The sequence below is a fragment of the Marisediminicola senii genome (genome assembly GCF_011057645.1).
Taxonomy (GTDB): Bacteria; Actinomycetota; Actinomycetes; order Actinomycetales; family Microbacteriaceae; genus Marisediminicola; species Marisediminicola senii.
The window spans coordinates 67,679-83,365 of record NZ_JAALGE010000004.1 but is presented as its reverse complement, the minus strand read 5'-3'; the positions used below and the strand labels follow the sequence as shown (position 1 = coordinate 83,365).

The 15,687-nt window shown below is 69.0% G+C and carries 16 protein-coding genes; 2 read left to right on the top strand and 14 right to left on the bottom strand.

Features of this window, described 5'->3' with window-relative positions; translation table 11 throughout:
- Positions 1-27: 27 nt before the first annotated feature.
- From leuA to hrcA, 13 genes are all read right to left on the bottom strand, one after another.
- Entirely contained in the window at positions 28-1,788 is a 1,761-nt protein-coding gene (gene leuA, locus G5S38_RS03750; RefSeq protein ID WP_165064475.1) for a 2-isopropylmalate synthase, read from the bottom strand.
- A gap of 190 nt (positions 1,789-1,978) precedes the next feature.
- Complete coding sequence (locus G5S38_RS03745; protein WP_235928880.1) at positions 1,979-3,451, bottom strand: ABC transporter permease; 1,473 nt, start codon at positions 3,449-3,451, stop codon at positions 1,979-1,981.
- A complete protein-coding gene (locus G5S38_RS03740) occupies positions 3,448-4,257 on the bottom strand; it encodes an ABC transporter ATP-binding protein (protein ID WP_165064473.1) in 810 nt (269 codons plus the stop codon). The genes G5S38_RS03745 and G5S38_RS03740 overlap by 4 nt, the downstream gene beginning before the upstream one ends.
- Positions 4,258-4,378: 121 nt before the next feature.
- Positions 4,379-5,041 carry a response regulator gene (locus G5S38_RS03735; RefSeq protein ID WP_165064470.1) on the bottom strand — a complete coding sequence of 221 codons (663 nt, stop codon included), beginning with the start codon at positions 5,039-5,041 and terminating at the stop codon, positions 4,379-4,381.
- Entirely contained in the window at positions 5,038-6,234 is a 1,197-nt protein-coding gene (locus G5S38_RS03730) for a sensor histidine kinase (RefSeq protein ID WP_165064467.1), read from the bottom strand. Before G5S38_RS03730 ends, G5S38_RS03735 begins: the two co-directional genes overlap by 4 nt.
- A gap of 121 nt (positions 6,235-6,355) precedes the next feature.
- A complete protein-coding gene (gene era / locus G5S38_RS03725) occupies positions 6,356-7,345 on the bottom strand; it encodes a GTPase Era (protein ID WP_165064464.1) in 990 nt (329 codons plus the stop codon).
- Positions 7,338-8,645 (bottom strand): hemolysin family protein, encoded by a 1,308-nt coding sequence (locus G5S38_RS03720; protein ID WP_165064461.1) that lies wholly within the window; start codon positions 8,643-8,645, stop codon positions 7,338-7,340. Before G5S38_RS03720 ends, era begins: the two co-directional genes overlap by 8 nt.
- A gap of 4 nt (positions 8,646-8,649) precedes the next feature.
- The gene (gene ybeY / locus G5S38_RS03715) at positions 8,650-9,114 is read right to left on the bottom strand and encodes an rRNA maturation RNase YbeY (RefSeq protein WP_165064458.1); all 465 of its coding nucleotides are present in this window, start codon (positions 9,112-9,114) and stop codon (positions 8,650-8,652) included.
- Positions 9,114-10,211 (bottom strand): PhoH family protein, encoded by a 1,098-nt coding sequence (locus G5S38_RS03710; protein ID WP_407943822.1) that lies wholly within the window; start codon positions 10,209-10,211, stop codon positions 9,114-9,116. The genes ybeY and G5S38_RS03710 overlap by 1 nt, the downstream gene beginning before the upstream one ends.
- Entirely contained in the window at positions 10,198-10,554 is a 357-nt protein-coding gene (locus G5S38_RS03705) for a histidine triad nucleotide-binding protein (RefSeq protein ID WP_165064452.1), read from the bottom strand. Before G5S38_RS03705 ends, G5S38_RS03710 begins: the two co-directional genes overlap by 14 nt.
- Before the next feature lie 26 nt (positions 10,555-10,580).
- Entirely contained in the window at positions 10,581-11,309 is a 729-nt protein-coding gene (locus tag G5S38_RS03700) for a 16S rRNA (uracil(1498)-N(3))-methyltransferase (protein WP_165064449.1), read from the bottom strand.
- Between the two features lie 3 nt (positions 11,310-11,312).
- On the bottom strand, positions 11,313-12,422 hold the full coding sequence (gene dnaJ / locus G5S38_RS03695; protein WP_165064446.1) for a molecular chaperone DnaJ: 1,110 nt from the start codon (positions 12,420-12,422) through the stop codon (positions 11,313-11,315).
- Between the two features lie 65 nt (positions 12,423-12,487).
- Entirely contained in the window at positions 12,488-13,525 is a 1,038-nt protein-coding gene (hrcA, locus tag G5S38_RS03690; RefSeq protein ID WP_165064443.1) for a heat-inducible transcriptional repressor HrcA, read from the bottom strand.
- A gap of 156 nt (positions 13,526-13,681) precedes the next feature.
- Between hrcA and G5S38_RS03685 the strand changes: the two genes are divergently transcribed.
- Positions 13,682-14,065, top strand: a complete 384-nt coding sequence (locus tag G5S38_RS03685) for a DUF4870 domain-containing protein (RefSeq protein ID WP_165064438.1) — start codon at positions 13,682-13,684, stop codon at positions 14,063-14,065.
- Between the two features lie 5 nt (positions 14,066-14,070).
- A complete protein-coding gene (locus G5S38_RS03680) occupies positions 14,071-14,439 on the top strand; it encodes a DUF4870 domain-containing protein (RefSeq protein ID WP_165064434.1) in 369 nt (122 codons plus the stop codon).
- Between the two features lie 16 nt (positions 14,440-14,455).
- Here G5S38_RS03680 and hemW read toward each other — a convergent pair whose 3' ends face one another.
- Entirely contained in the window at positions 14,456-15,682 is a 1,227-nt protein-coding gene (gene hemW, locus G5S38_RS03675) for a radical SAM family heme chaperone HemW (protein ID WP_165064431.1), read from the bottom strand.
- Positions 15,683-15,687: the final 5 nt, after the last annotated feature.

The window sequence follows — 15,687 nt, the reverse complement described above, 5'->3', positions numbered from 1 at the left end:
TACCGGACCGGATATCGGGGCGATGGGTCAGGCGCTGACGAGCTCGCGATCGTCGGCGTTGTTGCGTACCGCGCGGTTGACTGCCGAGACCACGGCCTTGAGCGACGCGGTGGAGATGTCGGCGTCGATGCCGACGCCCCACAGCTTCACATCGCCCACGGCGCACTCGACATACGATGCGGCGAGGGCGTCGCCGCCGGCGCTGAGCGCGTGCTCGACGTAGTCGTAGACGGTGACCTGGATGCCCTGGCCCGCGAGCACCTCGAGGAATGCGTCGATCGGCCCGTTGCCGGTGGCCTCGGTGGTGATCTCGCGGTCGCCCACGCGCAGGTCGGCGTTGAGTGACACGACGCCGGACATGTCGCTCGAGGTGCGGGTGCGGGTCAGCTCGAAGCGACCCCACTTGTCGTCGGCGTCGTCGGCCGGCAGGTACTCGTCGGTGAAGATGTCCCAGATCTGCTGGCTGGTGACCTCGCCGCCCTCGGCGTCGGTCTTGGCCTGCACGACGCCGCTGAACTCGATCTGGAGCTTGCGCGGTAGGTCGAGCGCGTGGTCGGTCTTGAGCAGGTAGGCGACGCCGCCCTTGCCGGACTGCGAGTTGACCCGGATGACTGCCTCGTAGCTGCGCCCGAGGTCCTTGGGGTCGATGGGCAGGTAGGGAACGGCCCACACCAGGTCGTCGACGGTGGTGCCCCGCGCCGCGGCATCCACTGCCATCGCTTCGAAGCCCTTCTTGATGGCGTCCTGGTGCGAGCCGCTGAACGCGGTGTAGACCAGGTCGCCCGCCCACGGGCTGCGTTCTGGCACGGGCAGCTGGTTGCAGTACTCGGCGGTGCGCTTGACCTCGTCGAGGTCGCTGAAGTCGATCTGCGGGTCGATGCCCTGCGTGAACAGGTTGATGCCGAGGGCGACGAGGTCGACGTTGCCGGTGCGCTCCCCGTTGCCGAACAGGCAGCCCTCGATGCGGTCGGCGCCGGCGAGGTAGCCCAGTTCGGCGGCCGCGACGGCGGTGCCGCGGTCGTTGTGCGGGTGCAGGCTGAGCAGCACGTTCTCGCGGTGGGCGAGGCGGCGCGACATCCACTCGATGGAGTCGGCGTAGACGTTGGGGGTGGCCATCTCGACGGTGGCCGGCAGGTTGATGATGACCTTGCGGTCGGGGGTCGGCTGGAACACCTCGATCACCTGGTTGCAGATGTCGAGGGCGAACTCGAGCTCGGTGCCGGTGTAGCTCTCGGGTGAGTACTCGTAGAAGACGGTGGTTTCGGGAATGGTCGCCTCGGCGGCCTTGCACAGGCGGGCGCCCTCGAGGGCGATGTCGATGATGCCCTGCCGGTCGGTGCGGAAGACCACGTCGCGCTGCAGCACGCTCGTCGAGTTGTAGAGGTGCACGATCGCGCGCTTGGCACCGCGGATGGACTCGTAGGTGCGGTTGATGAGCGTCTCGCGCGCCTGCGTGAGCACCTGGATGGTGACGTCGTCGGGAATCAGGTCGTCGTCGATGAGGCTGCGCACGAAGTCGAAGTCGGTCTGGCTCGCGCTGGGGAACCCGACCTCGATCTCCTTGTAGCCCATGCGCACCAGCAGGTCGAACATGATGCGCTTGCGCTCGGGGCTCATCGGGTCGATGAGGGCCTGGTTGCCGTCGCGCAGGTCGACGGCGCACCAGCGGGGCGCCTCGGTGATGCGCTTCGACGGCCAGGTGCGGTCGGGCAGGTCGACGGCGAACGTCTCGTGGTACGGGCGGTACTTGTGGATGGGCATCGATGATGCGGACTGCGTGTTCTTCATGGTCTCGGATCCTGTAGGTCAGTGGGTGGTCAGCCGACGACGAACTCCGCGACGAGTGAGGCCTGGTTAGGACTCGTCGCGGCAGCTAAGGAGGAGCAGACCGAACAGCATGATCCGAGGGTACCACCGCGCATCGGCCCGCCAGGGTGCGTGGCGGGCCGATGCGTGCACGAGACGGCCGGGGCGAGCGCTACGTGGCGGCGAGGGCGGCGACCGGGCTGATGCGGGTCGCACGGCGGGTCGGTGCGATGGATGCCGCGACCGTCAGCACCGCCGCCGAGAGTGCAACCACGGCCAACAACCACGGCGGCACCACCGGGGCGACCAGCCCGGGTGACCCGTTGATCGAGCCGAGGAACGACTGCGCGCCCACCCAGCCGTACCCGGTGCCGAGCACGAGGCCGACCAGCACCGCGGCGACCGTCAGCTGCGCACTCTCGGCGAGGATCATCGACCGCAGCTGTCGCGAGGTGAAGCCCAGCGCCCGCAGCAGGCCGAGTTCCCTCCCGCGCTGCAGCACGCTCAGCGACAGGGTGTTCATCATGCCGACCGCGGCGATCAGGGCGCTGAAGCCGATGAGCACCGAGAACACCACGACGGTGATGGTCAGTATCTCGTCGATGCCGTAATACACGCCCGGCTGGTTCTGCCGGGATTCCTCGATGATGCGCTGGAAGCTCGCGACCGCCACCGAGAACATCGTGACGAGGGTAACGCCGATGACGAGCCCGATGGTCGACCGCGCGCTGCGTTCCGGGTAGCGCATCGCATTCTCGGCCGCGAGCCTCGACGAGGGGCGTGAGCCCAGCATCCGTCCGACCACCCGAAGGGCGGGTGGCATCACCAGGTGCGAGCCGAGCACCAGGCCGGAGAAGGAGAGCATGCCCCCGACCACGCCGATGAGGACGGCGGCAGGGTTGACCAGCCCGGCGACGACGCTGAGGGCGAGGAGCAGCGTGCCGATGGCGAACATCACGACCGAGGCCACGGTGCGGCCGCGGTCGGCGGTCGCCTCCTCGTGGCTGGCCTCCTCGGCCGCGCCGGTCGCCTGCATGGGCGTGACGGTCAGCACCCGGCGAGATCCGAGCCACGACGCGATCCAGGTGGTCACGACGACCCCGACCACGGGGATGAGCGTCAGCGGCTGCGCGTAGTCGAACCCCAGGGCGGGAACGAACCCGGTGCCCACCGCGGTCGCCATGAGCGCGACGGTGACGACGGTGCCCAGCGCGAAGCCGCACACCGCCCCGACGATGCCCACCGCGAGGCCCTCCCGCGCAACGGCCCGGCGCTGGCTGCGGGCGGTGGCACCGATCAGGCGCATCAGCGCAATGGTGCGCGTGCGTCCGGCGATGATCGTGGCGAAGGTGTTGGCGGTGACGATCGCGCCCACGTAGGTCGCGATGGCGATGAACACCAGCGAGACCACGGCGAGGAAGATGGGGAGCGTTCCCGCGGCACCCGCGACGGAATCGGCACTGATGACGATCGCGAGATTACCCGTGACGAGCAGCAGCGCGACCCCGAAGGCGCTCGACAGCGTCGCGACGAGGATGCTCGGCGCATGCCCACGGAGCAGCGCCCTGCTGCGCTCCGCGGCCCGGCTCCTGGCCGTCGACGCGTGCGCGCCCGCTGCGCGGGCGGACCGGCGTACGCCGCTCACGCCGCCGGCTCCATGTCGAGCATGAAGCGGCCGATCTCCTGCGCGGTCGACCTGGGCCTCTCCTCGACCAGCCTGCCGTCGGCCAGGAAGAGGATGCGGTCGGCGTAGCTCGCGGCGATGGGGTCGTGGGTGACCATGGCGATGCTCTGCCCGTACTTCGAGCTCGCGGTGCGCAGCAGCGTGAGTACCTCGCGCCCGGCGCGGGAGTCGAGGTTGCCCGTCGGCTCGTCGGCGAAGACGAGGTCGGGGCGGGTCGCGAGCGCGCGGGCGATGGCGACCCGCTGCTGCTGTCCGCCAGAGAGTTCACGCGGCCGGTGCGCCAGCCGGTCGGTGAGCCCGAGGCTCGCGACCAGTTCGTCTATCCAGGCCTGTTCCGCACCGGTGGGTCGCCTGCCGTCGAGCTCGAACGGGAGGCTGATGTTGCCGGCGACGTCGAGCGTCGGCACGAGGTTGAACGACTGGAAGACGAACCCGATGCGGCGGCGGCGCACCACGGTGAGCTCAGCGTCGCCGAGCGCGGTGATCTCGGTGTCACCGAGCCACGCCCGGCCACCGCTCGCCGAGTCGAGCCCGGCCATGATGTGCATGAGGGTCGACTTGCCGGAACCGCTCGGCCCCATGATGGCCGTGAATGAACCGGCGGGGATGGCGATGGAGACGCCGGCGAGGGCGGTGACGTGCCCCGCATCCGAGCCGTACGTCTTGCTGAGGTTCTCGACACGGGCGATCGATCCTGCCGTGTCGTGACGGCCGCGGGCGTTGGCGGGGGGATGGCTGCGGGGTGATGCCGTTCTGGGTGAGGTCATGCCCCCACGCTAGGAATCATCGGGTACCCGCATCATCGGGCGGGAGGACCGCGTCGGTCCGCCGAGAGGATGATTCCCGGTCATCCGCGAGTCAGCCCCGAGGCGCACTGAGGCACCCGGATCACCCGGTGAGGCCGTATTCGAAGGCGAACACGACGAGCTGCACGCGGTCGCGCAGCTCGAGCTTGCCGAGGATGCGACTGATGTGGGTCTTCACGGTCGCTTCGCTGAGGAATTCGGATGCCGCGATCTCGGCGTTGCTGAGGCCGCGGGCCGCGAGGCCGAAGATCTCCCGCTCCCGGGCGGTGAGCGCCGCGAACGCCGCGGGTGGTTCCGCGCGAGACCGGCGGTCGAAGTGCTCGAACAGTTCCCGCGTCGCGGATGCCGCGATGACGCTGGTGCCCGTGTGCACCGTGCGGATGGCGGCGAGCAGGAACTCCGGTTCTGCATCCTTGAGCACGAACCCGCTGGCCCCGCCCCTGATGGCCCTGGTGGCTGCCTCGTCGAGGTCGAAGGTGGTCAGCACGATGATGCGCGGCCCGGTTTCGGCCCGTGCCGATGCCCCGGCCAGGATGCCTCGCGTGGCGTCGATGCCGTCCATGACCGGCATGCGGATGTCCATGAGGATGACGTCGGGGCGGTCGCGCTCCGCCATCGCGATGGCCTCCTGCCCGTTGGCCGCCTCGCCGACGAACTCGAGGTCGGGCTGGCTCGACACGAGCATGCGGATGCCCGCTCGAAAGAGCGCCTGGTCGTCGACCAGGGCCACCCTGATGCCGCTCACGCCGTACCACCGTCCGTCGCCGCACGTGCGGTTCGGGGCACGCTCGCGGTCACGACGAACTCACCCCCGACGGCCATGGCCGAGAAGGTTCCGCCCGCGAGCACCGCGCGCTCGCGCATGCCGACGAGTCCGTGCCCGATCGCCCCGTCCGGGCCGTCCGCACCCCTGCCCTGGGCGACGCGATTGGCCACCGTCACCTCGATTCCGTCCGCGGTCCAGCGCATCGTGAGCCGGGTGGGTACCGCTCCGTCGCCGTGGCGCAGCGCGTTCGTGAGTGCCTCCTGCACGATGCGGTACACCGCCAGCTGGGCGCCGACGCCGAGCTGCACCTGCTCCCCCTCCGAGCGGTGCTCGACGACCAGCCCGGACCCCTGCAGCTGCACGATCAGGCGTTCAAGATCGTCGAGCACCGGCTGCGGGCCGGGCGCCTCGTCGTGCCGCAGCTGCCCCAGGAGGATGCGAACGTCGCCGAGCGCCTCCCGCGCGGTGGACGAAATGGTGGTGAGCGCGGAATCGACGGCGGTGGGGTCGGATGCGGCGGCGTAGCGTGCGCCGTCGGCTTGCGCGATCACTACCGCGAGCGAGTGGGCAACGACGTCGTGCATGTCGCGGGCGATGCGCGTGCGTTCCTGCTCCACCGCGACAGTCTGCGTCGCCCGCTCCTTCTCGCCTTCCGCACGCGCCCTGGCCTCGCCACTGGCGCGGGCATTGCCGTAGGTCCTGGCCAGGAACCCGAGGGTCCAGGCCAGGAGGAACAGCGCGAGGCTGGCCAGGAACGCCATGGCGAGCCTCGGCACCTGGTCGAGCGATGGGATCCCACCCGACAGGCCGAAGAACTGCGGCCCGATCACCAAGTACCCGGACACGAAGAACGCGCCAACGACGGTCGACGCCAGGCCCAGCCACTTCTCCGCCCTATTGCCGTACGCGGAGGTGGCGAAGAGCACGGCGAACGTGAGGATGTTCGCGTACTCCGGCGTCAGCGCGGCGGCCATCTGGAGCAGCGACACCGCCCACGCGATGCCGAGTGCGATGCCGGGCCGGAGGCGCCGGTAGACCATCGCGACGCACATGCCAAACAGCACCAGCAGGCTACCGGTGACGTAGAGCGTCGGAAGGGCGGCCAGCACGAACAGCGCGACGGCGACGGCGACGTCGGCCACCTGCTGCCGACGGGTCAGGGTGCGGAGCATCCCCCTACCGTAGGTCGCGCCACCACCCGACGCCGCGCATAACCACCCGGATGCATCGCGCGACACCCGATGTCATCCCAGCGATGTATGCGGGCGGCCCCGCCCTGGAACCGGCGTCGCCCTAGAACCCGAGGCGCCCGAGCTGCTTCGGGTCGCGCTGCCAGTCCTTCGCGACCTTGACCCGCAGCGACAGGAACACCTGCTTGCCGATGAGCGGCTCGATCTCGATGCGCGCGCGGGCGCCGACATCGGCGAGGCGCGAGCCCTTGTGGCCGATGATGATGCCCTTCTGGCTGTCGCGCTCGACGAACAGGTTCGCGTAGATCTCGACCAGTTCCTTGTCGTCGCGCTCGACGATGTCGTCGACGGTGACGGCGATCGAGTGCGGCAGCTCGTCTTCGACGCCCTCGAGCACGGCCTCGCGGATGAGCTCGGAGATGCGGTCCTCGAGCCCCTCCTCGGTAACGGCGTCGGCCGGGTACAGCGCGACCGACGGCGGCAGCAGCTTGATCAGCTGCGTGGTGAGGGTATCGAGTTGGATGCGGCTGTTCGACGAGATCGGAACGATCGCCTCCCAGTCCCGCATGGCCGACACCGCGAGCAACTGCTCGGCGACGGCCGGGCGCGACGCCGCGTCGATCTTCGTGACGATGGCGACCTTCTTGGCGCGGGGAAAGGACTCGAGCTGCTCGTTGATGTACTTGTCGCCCGGCCCGATCTTCTCGTTCGCCGGAACGCAGAACCCGATCACGTCGACGTTGCCGAGGGTCTCCTGCACGATGCTGTTGAGCCGCTCGCCGAGCAGGGTGCGTGGGCGGTGCATGCCGGGGGTGTCGACGAGGATCAGCTGCCCGGCCTTCTTGTGGGCGATGCCCCGGATGGCGCGGCGGGTGGTCTGCGGCTTCGAGCTGGTGATCGCGACCTTCTCCCCCACCAGCGCGTTGGTCAGGGTCGACTTGCCGACGTTGGGTCGCCCGACGAACGAGACGAAGCCCGCCCGGAAGGCCTCCGCGGCGGCGGTCTCCGACGCAGCGGATTCGGTTGTGCCGGTGTCGGCGCCGCCATCGAGGGTGCCGTCCCCGCCTGTGCCGTGCTGTTCGGTGTCACTCATGGTGGGTATCCCCTGTCGTTGTGCCGAATGCGGCTTGGGCGTCGATCAGTGCCTGGTCGCGCTCGACGAGCACGGTGCTGAGTCTCTTGCGGCGACCCTCGGTGCGCTCGGCTATGAGCACGAGGCCGGAATGCGTGGCGCGCGAGCCGGGAAGCGGCAGCCGCCCGAGCGCTTTGGTGAGCAGCCCGCCGACGGAATCGACGTCGTCGTCGTCGAGTTCGATGTCGAAAAGCTCGCCGAGTTCGTCGACCGGCAACCGGGCGCTGACCCGGTACTGGCCGTTCGCGAGCTCCTCGATCTCGACGACCTCGCGGTCGTACTCGTCGGAGATGTCGCCCACGAGCTCCTCGATGAGGTCCTCCATGGTGACGAGCCCCGCGATGCCGCCATACTCGTCGACGACCATGGCGAGGTGGTTCGACTCGAGCTGCATCTGCCGCAGCATCTCGTCGGCCTTCTTCGACTCGGGGGCGAACGCCGCGGGGCGGGCGAGTTCGGCGACGGTGATGTCGGCCTCGCCGATCGGACGCTCGAAGCTGTAGCGCGCGACATCCCTGAGGTACAGCACGCCGAGCACGTCGTCGATATCGGTACCGATCACGGGCATGCGCGAGTTACCGCGGGTGAGGAACAGGTCCATCGCGGTCGCGATCGACGCATCGTGGTCGATGATGACCATGTCGGTGCGCGGGATCATCACCTCGCGCACCACGGTCTGGTTGAACTCGAAGATCGAGTGGATGAGTTCGCGATCGTCTTCTTCGAGCACCTCGAGTTCGGTGGCCTCGTCGACCATGCTGAGCAGCTGCTCCTCCGACGAGAACGTCGCCGTCTTGGGTCGGCCGGGCGTGACCCGGTTGCCGAGGGCCACGAGGCCCGCCGGGATCGGACCGAGGCCGATGCGCACCGCGCGGATGGTGGGCGCGGCGAACCGCAGCAGGGCGCGGGAGTGCTCGCGTCCGACGCTGCGGGGGCTCGAGCCGACGAGAACGAACGACACCACGGTCATCACGAGCGCGGAAACGAGCAGCGTCAGCCACAGCTCGCGGAACACGAACTCGAGCGACAGTGTCACCAGCACCGCGGCCGTGGTCTCGGAGACGACCCTCATGAAGTTGATCGCATTGACGTGCGCGTCGATGTCACCGGCGATCGCCTGCAGGGAGGCGCGGCTCCTGGCCGACGTCGACATGTCGAGCAGGTCGGCCCGCGAGGTCACCGACATCGCGGAATCCGCCGCGGCGAGCAAGCCGCCGAACACGACGAGCACCACCGCGATGCCCAGGAATACGGTGATCATGGCGCTACTCCGGGTGGGTGTCGCTGCGGGAGAACGACGCGAGAATATCGCGCTGGATCCCGAACATCTGCTTCTCCTCGTCGGGTTCGGCGTGGTCGAACCCGAGCAGGTGCAGCAGCCCGTGCGTCGTGAGCATGAGTAGCTCGTCGAGGGTGGTGTGGCCGGCCGTCTCGGCCTGCGCCGTGGCGACCTGCGGGCACAGCACGATGTCGCCGAGCAGCCCGGCGGGCGTGATCGCCTCGTCGGTGCCGGGGCGCAGCTCGTCCATCGGAAAGCTCAGCACGTCGGTGGGGCCAGGTTCGTCCATCCACTGCAGGTGCAGCTGCTCCATGGCACCCTCGTCGACCAGCATGATCGCGAGGTCGGCGTCGGGGTGAACGTGCTGGTGGTCGAGCGCGAACGACGCCAGGCGCAGCAGCGCACTCTCGTCGACCGGGATGGCCGACTCGTTGTTGATCTCGACCGACATCAGCGACGCCATCCCTTGGGCCTGCGGTCCTGCGGCTCCGGACGGTTGGCTGCCCGGCGGTCGGCCCGGTTGGCGGCATCAACCTGCTCGCGCTGGTAGGCCGCGGCCTGCTTCTCGGCGTCGAACTTGGTGTACGCGTCGACGATGCGTCCCACCAGAGTGTGCCTCACAACGTCGTCGCTGCTGAGGCGGGCGAAGTGGATGTCGTCGACCTCGGCGAGCACGCGGGTGACGAGCTGCAGTCCGCTCGATCCGGTCGGCAGGTCGACCTGGGTGACGTCGCCGGTCACGACGATGCGTGAGCCGTGCCCGAGCCGGGTGAGGAACATCTTCATCTGCTCCGGCGTGGTGTTCTGCGCCTCGTCGAGCACGATGAACGAGTTGTTGAGGGTGCGGCCACGCATGTAGGCGAGCGGGGCGACCTCGATGGTGCCGGCGGCGAGCAGTTTGGGCACGACCTCCGGGTCCATCATCTCGTTGAGCGCGTCATACAGCGGGCGCAGGTACGGATCGATCTTGTCGGTGAGCGTGCCCGGCAGGTAGCCGAGGCGTTCACCGGCCTCGACGGCGGGTCGCGTCAGGATGATGCGCTCCACCTCCTTGCGCTGCAGCGCCTGCACGGCCTTGGCCATGGCGAGGTAGGTCTTGCCGGTACCTGCCGGTCCGATGCCGAAGACGATGGTGTTCTCGTCGATGGCGTCGACGTAGAGCTTCTGACCGAGGGTCTTCGGGCGGATGCTCTTGCCGCGGGAGGTGAGGATGGCCTGGCTGAGCACCTCGGCGGGGCTCACGCCGGGGTCGGACTTGAGCATGCGTGCAGAGGTGGTGACCGCGGCGTCGTCGAAGTCGACCTCGCCGCGCGCCATGGTGACGAGTTCGTCGACGAGGCGTTCGGCTGCGGCGACGGCGTCCGCGGTGCCGGACAGCCGGATCTGGTTGCCGCGTACGGCGACGTCGACCGTGGGGTGGGCGCGTTCGACGGCCTTGATCAGCCGGTCCTGGGGACCGAGCAACCGCACCATCGCCACGCCGTCCACCTCCACCAGGACGCTCTCGATGGCGTCGTCCGACGGGGTAATTTCGTTACTGCTGGGCAAGGGTGCCTTCCTCGAGTGCCCCACTGAGAACGTGGGCGTGAACATGGAATACGGTCTGGCCGCTGGAGGCCCCCGTGTTGAAGACCAACCGGAACTCGCCGGTCGAATATTCCGCCGCCAGGGCGCTCGCGGTGGAGACCAGCTCGGCGAGGAGTGCGGGGTCGGATGCGGCGAGTTCGACGACGTCGCGGTAGCGCTCGGTCTTCGGTACGACGAGCAGGTGCACGGGTGCCTGCGGCGCGATGTCCTCGAATGCGATCAGCGTGTCGCTCTCGAACACGATGTCGGCGGGAATCTCGCGCGCCACGATGCGCGTGAAGATCGACGGTTCTGCGGCATTCATTGCTCCAGAGTAACGGTCGACGCTGGTCACCACCGGGAGAGGGCGACGTTGAGCACCGCGAGGGCGGCCGGGCCCGCGGTGCTGGTGCGCAGCACGGTGTCGCCGAGGCGAACGACTTCGGCGCCGCGGCCGACGAGCACGTCGATTTCGCCCGAGGAGATGCCGCCCTCTGGTCCGACGACGAGCACGATGTCGCGCCCGTCTGCCATGACCGCGCTGAGCGGGTTGGAGGCGGCCGGGTCGAGCACGAGCATGCGGGAGTGCTCGGCGAGGGCGGCCAGCTGCTTCGTCGACACCAGTGGCGCGACATCCGGCAGCCACGGACGCAGCGACTGCTTGCTCGCCTCGCGCACGATGGCCGACCACCGGTCGTGGCCCTTGCGCAGCTTCGGTCCCTCCCACTTGACGATGGAGCGCTGCGCCGCCCAGGGGATGACGCCGTCGACGCCCAGTTCGGTGGCGGCCTGCACCGCGCTCTCGTCGCGGTCGCCCTTGGCGAGGGCCTGGGCGAGGAACACCGCGGGGGACGCCGGGGCTACCTCGTCTACCGAGGTCGCCGTGAGGGTGAGCTGCTGCGGTTCAGTCGCGGTGACCGTCCCGCCGACCACGAGTCCTGAGCCGTTGCCGACGACGATGGGATCGCCGACGGTGACCCGGCTCACCGTGACGGCGTGCCGCGCCTCGGGCCCGGCGATAGTGACGGTGTCACCGACCGCAGCACCCAGCAGCTCCTCGGAGATGTAGAAGTGGGCCATGCGCTACAGGTTGAGGAAGCGGTCGCGCATCTTCTGGAACAGTCCCTGCTGGAACTGGGCGAGCGTCGGCGGGTGCGACTTGCGGCTCTGCGCGAACTGGCTGATGAGCTGGTGCTCCTTGTGGCTGAGCTTCGTGGGGGTCACCACCTGGACGCCGATCTTGAGGTCTCCCCTGCCCGCTCCGCGCAGGTGGGTGATACCGCGTTCGCGCACCGTGATGATCTCGGCGCTCTGGGTGCCCGGCTTGATGTCGACCGACACCTCGCCGTCGAGCGTCTTGAGCGTGGTGGAGGTGCCGAGGATCGCATCCGCCATCTGCACTTCGAGGGTCGCGAGGAGGTCGTCACCGTCGCGGCTGTAGACGTCGTGGTGCTTGACCTTGATCTCGAGGTAGAGGTCGCCGTTGGGGCCGCCGGCGGGGCCGACCTCGCCCTGCGACGGCATCTGCAGGCGCAGTCCGGTGTCGACGCCGGCGGGAATGTCGACGGGGATGTTGCGGCGCGAGCGCACCCGGCCGTGTCCCTGGCAGGTGGGGCAGGGGTTGGGGATGATCGTTCCGTAGCCGCGGCAGGTTCCGCAGGGGCTCGAGGTCATGACGTTGCCGAGCAGGCTGCGCACGGCACGCTGGATGTGGCCGGAGCCGTGGCAGATGTCGCACGTGACGGGTGAGGTGCCGGGAGCGGCGCACGAGCCGTTGCAGGTCTCGCAGAGCACGGCGGTGTCGACCTCGAGGTCGCGCTGGGTGCCGAAGATGATCTCCTCGAGCTCGACCTCGACCCTGATGAGGGCGTCCTGGCCGCGTTCGCGGCGGCTGCGCGGGCCCGACCGGCCGCCGCCTTGGCCGCCACCGCCGAAGAAGGTCTCGAAGATGTCGCCGAAGCCGCCGAAGTTCTGGCCGCCCATTCCGGCCTGGGGGCCGAGGTCGTACTGCTGGCGCGACTTGGCGTCGGAGAGCACGTCGTAGGCGTGGGTGACGAGCTTGAACTTCTCCGAGGCGTCGGCCCCGGGGTTCACGTCGGGGTGCAGTTCGCGGGCGAGCCGACGGTACGCCTTCTTGATCTCGTCGGGGGTTGCCTCGCGGGAGACACCGAGCGTCTCGTAGTGGTCTGCCAATTCATGTCCTTCGTATGGTGTTCAGCCGCCGTGCCGGCGTTCCGCCCGAGGCGGATCGCGGCGGGTCAGCGGGTGGTCGTGTCGTCGTCGCCGAGCAGGCGCGACAGGTATCTGGCGACAGCGCGAACGGCTGCCATGTTGTTGGAGTAGTCCATGCGGGTGGGCCCGAGTACGCCGAGCCTGGCGGAATCGCCGCCGGATGCGGTGTAGCCGCTGGTGAGCACGGAGGTCTCGCCGAGCCCGAACGACGCGTTCTCGCGGCCGATGCTGACCGAGAAGCCGTTCTGGTCGGGTTCCATCTCGGCGAACAGGCGCAGCAGTGTGACCTGCTCCTCGATCGCCTCGAGCACGGGGTAGATGCTGCCGGTGAAGTCCTCTTCGGTTCGTGCGAGGTTGGCGGTGCCCGCCATGACGAGGCGATCCTGCCGACCGGCCACGACCTGTTCGATGAGGCTCGACGCGACCTGGTTCACAATGGGGGCGCGTTCGTCGACGAACTCGTCACTCAGCGCGGCCAGCTTTCCCGCCGCCTCGGCCAGGGCGAGTCCGCCGATGCCGGAGTTGAGCTTCGCCCGCAGCTCGGCGAAGAACACCTCGTCGACGCCGCCCGCGATGTCGAGGATGCGCTGCTCGACCCTGCCGGTGTCGGTGATGACGACGGTCATCACCCGGGTGGTGCTCAGTGGCACGAGCTCGATGTGGCGGATGCGCGCGTGGCCGAGGGTCGGGTACTGCACCATCGCGACCTGGTGGGTCAGTTGCGACAGCAACCGCACGGTGCGCGAGAGCACGTCGTCGAAGTCTTCGGACTGGCCGAGAAACGCCTCGATGGCGTGTCGGTGGGCCGGCAGCAGGGGGCGCAGGTCGGCGAGCTGGTTGACGAAGACGCGGTAGCCCTTGTCGGTCGGGATGCGGCCGGACGAGGTGTGGGGAGCTGTGATGAGCTCCTCCTCCTCGAGGAGGGCCATGTCGTTGCGGATGGTCGCCGCAGACACCCCGAAGGCGTGGCGCTCGACGATGGACTTCGAACCGACGGGCTCGCGAGAGGCCACGTAGTCCTTGACGATGACCCTCAGTACTTCAAGGCCGCGATCTGAGACCACACCGCACCTCCCTCATCAGCTCTGGCACTCCCGTGCGCGGACTGCCAATTGTACCGCGACGCGCGCGCGACGGTGATTGCCCGCCGTCGGGGCGGGCAGTAGCGTGGCAGCAACTCGGTCTACCGGGCCCGCACCCTTCACGAGAGGCACCAGCCCATGAGCTACCCCACGAACCCGCAGTCGGCCCCGCCGCTGACACCGGCCCAGGACATCCAATGGGCCTCGTTCGCGCACCTCGGCGGCATCATCGGCTTTGTGCCGTCCCTCATCATCTGGCTGGTGTTCAAGGACCGCGGGCCGTTCGTGAACACCGAGGGCAAGGAGGCTCTGAACTTTCAGATCACCCTCGCCATCGCGCAGGTCGCCATCATCGTGCTCTCGTTCATCCTCACCGTCATCACCCTCGGGCTGCTCGGCGGCGTCAGCTTTCTCGGCTGGGTCGTGAGCATCGTCAGCATCGTGTTCTCGATCATCGCGTTCCTCAAGGTCAAGGACGGCCAGGGCTACCGCTATCCGTTCGCGATCCGGTTCATCAAGTAGTCGCCATGACCAATCCGTACTACCAGCCCCCGCAGCAGCTCAGCCCCAGCGACGAGAAGATGTGGTCCACCCTCGTTCACGTCGGCGGCATCTTCCTCAGCTTCCTCCCCGCGCTGATCGCCTACCTGGTGCTCAAGGACCGCGGGCCGTTCGTGCGCCACCACACCGCGACCGCGCTGAACTTTCAGCTGACCATGCTGCTCGCGGGCATCGTCGGCTCGATCCTGGCGTCGACGTTCATCCTCGCCCTCATCGGCGCCCCGCTGCTGGTGCTGGTGTTCGTGCTCGTCGTCGTCTTCAGCATCATCGCCGCCGTCGCGTCGAACAACGGGCAGTGGTACTCCTACCCGCTGGCCATCCAGTTCGTGAAGTAGCGGCTTAGGCAGCGAGTCAGTCGGGCAGCAGGCGCCGCACCACGGCGTCGGCGAGCAGGCGCCCGCGCAGGGTCAGGGTCACCTCGCCGTGGATGGCCGCCGCGCCGTCGATGAGCCCGTCGGCGATGAGCCCGGCGACCGCGGTGCGGGCGGCCGCCGGCAGGTCGCCGATGATGATCCCCGCGCGGATCCGGCTGAGCAGCAGCACCCGCTCGATGTGCCGGGTCTCGTCGTCGAGCGTCTCGCGCCCCGCGGCGGGCGATGCGCCGCTGAGCATGCGCTCGGCGTACGCAGCGGGGTGCTTGACGTTCCACCAGCGCACTCCCCCGACGTGGCTGTGCGCGCCAGGCCCGATGCCCCACCAGTCCTGCCCCCGCCAATAGGCGAGGTTGTGCCGTGACTCGTGCCCGGTGCCGCGCGACCAGTTGCTGACCTCGTACCAGTCGAAGCCGGCGGCGCCGATGAGCTCGTCGGCCAGTTCGTACAGGTCGGCCTGCAGGTCGTCGTCGGGCTGGGCGACCTCGCCACGCCGGATCTGCCGCGCGAGCTTGGTGCCGTCCTCGACGATCAGCGCATACGTCGACAGGTGGTCTGGCCGCTGCGCGATGGCGTGCTCGAGCGACACCCGCCAGTCGTCGATGGTCTCCCCCGGCGTGCCGTAGATCAGGTCGAGGCTGACTCCGAGCCCCGCCTGCCGCGCCCACTCCACGACGAGCGGTACCCGCTCGGGGTCGTGGGTGCGCTCGAGCGTCGCAAGCACGCGCGGCACCGCCGATTGCATGCCGAACGACACCCTGGTGAAGCCCGCGTCGGCGAGGCGCGAGAGGTACGCGGCATCCACCGAATCGGGGTTGGCTTCTGTCGTGACCTCCGCCCCTTCGGCGAGTCCCCAGGTGTCGCGCACGGCGTGCAGCATCGCGACCAGGTCGTCGACGGGAAGCATGGTGGGGGTGCCGCCGCCGAAGAATACGGTGGATGCCTCCCGCGCCGGCACCCCTGAGCGCTCGAGCACCTCGCGCGCGAGGGCCACTTCCGCGACGGCCTGGCCCGCATAGTCACTGCGCTTGACGCCGCGCAGCTCGTCTGCCGTATAGGTGTTGAAGTCGCAGTACCCGCAGCGCACCCGGCAGAACGGCACGTGCAGGTAGACGCCGAAGTCACGTTCGAGCGCGCCGTCGGCGGCGCTGCCCGGCAGCAGTCCGTCGAGGGGGGCCGGGTCGGCGATGGGCAGGGCGCCTGGCATCGGCG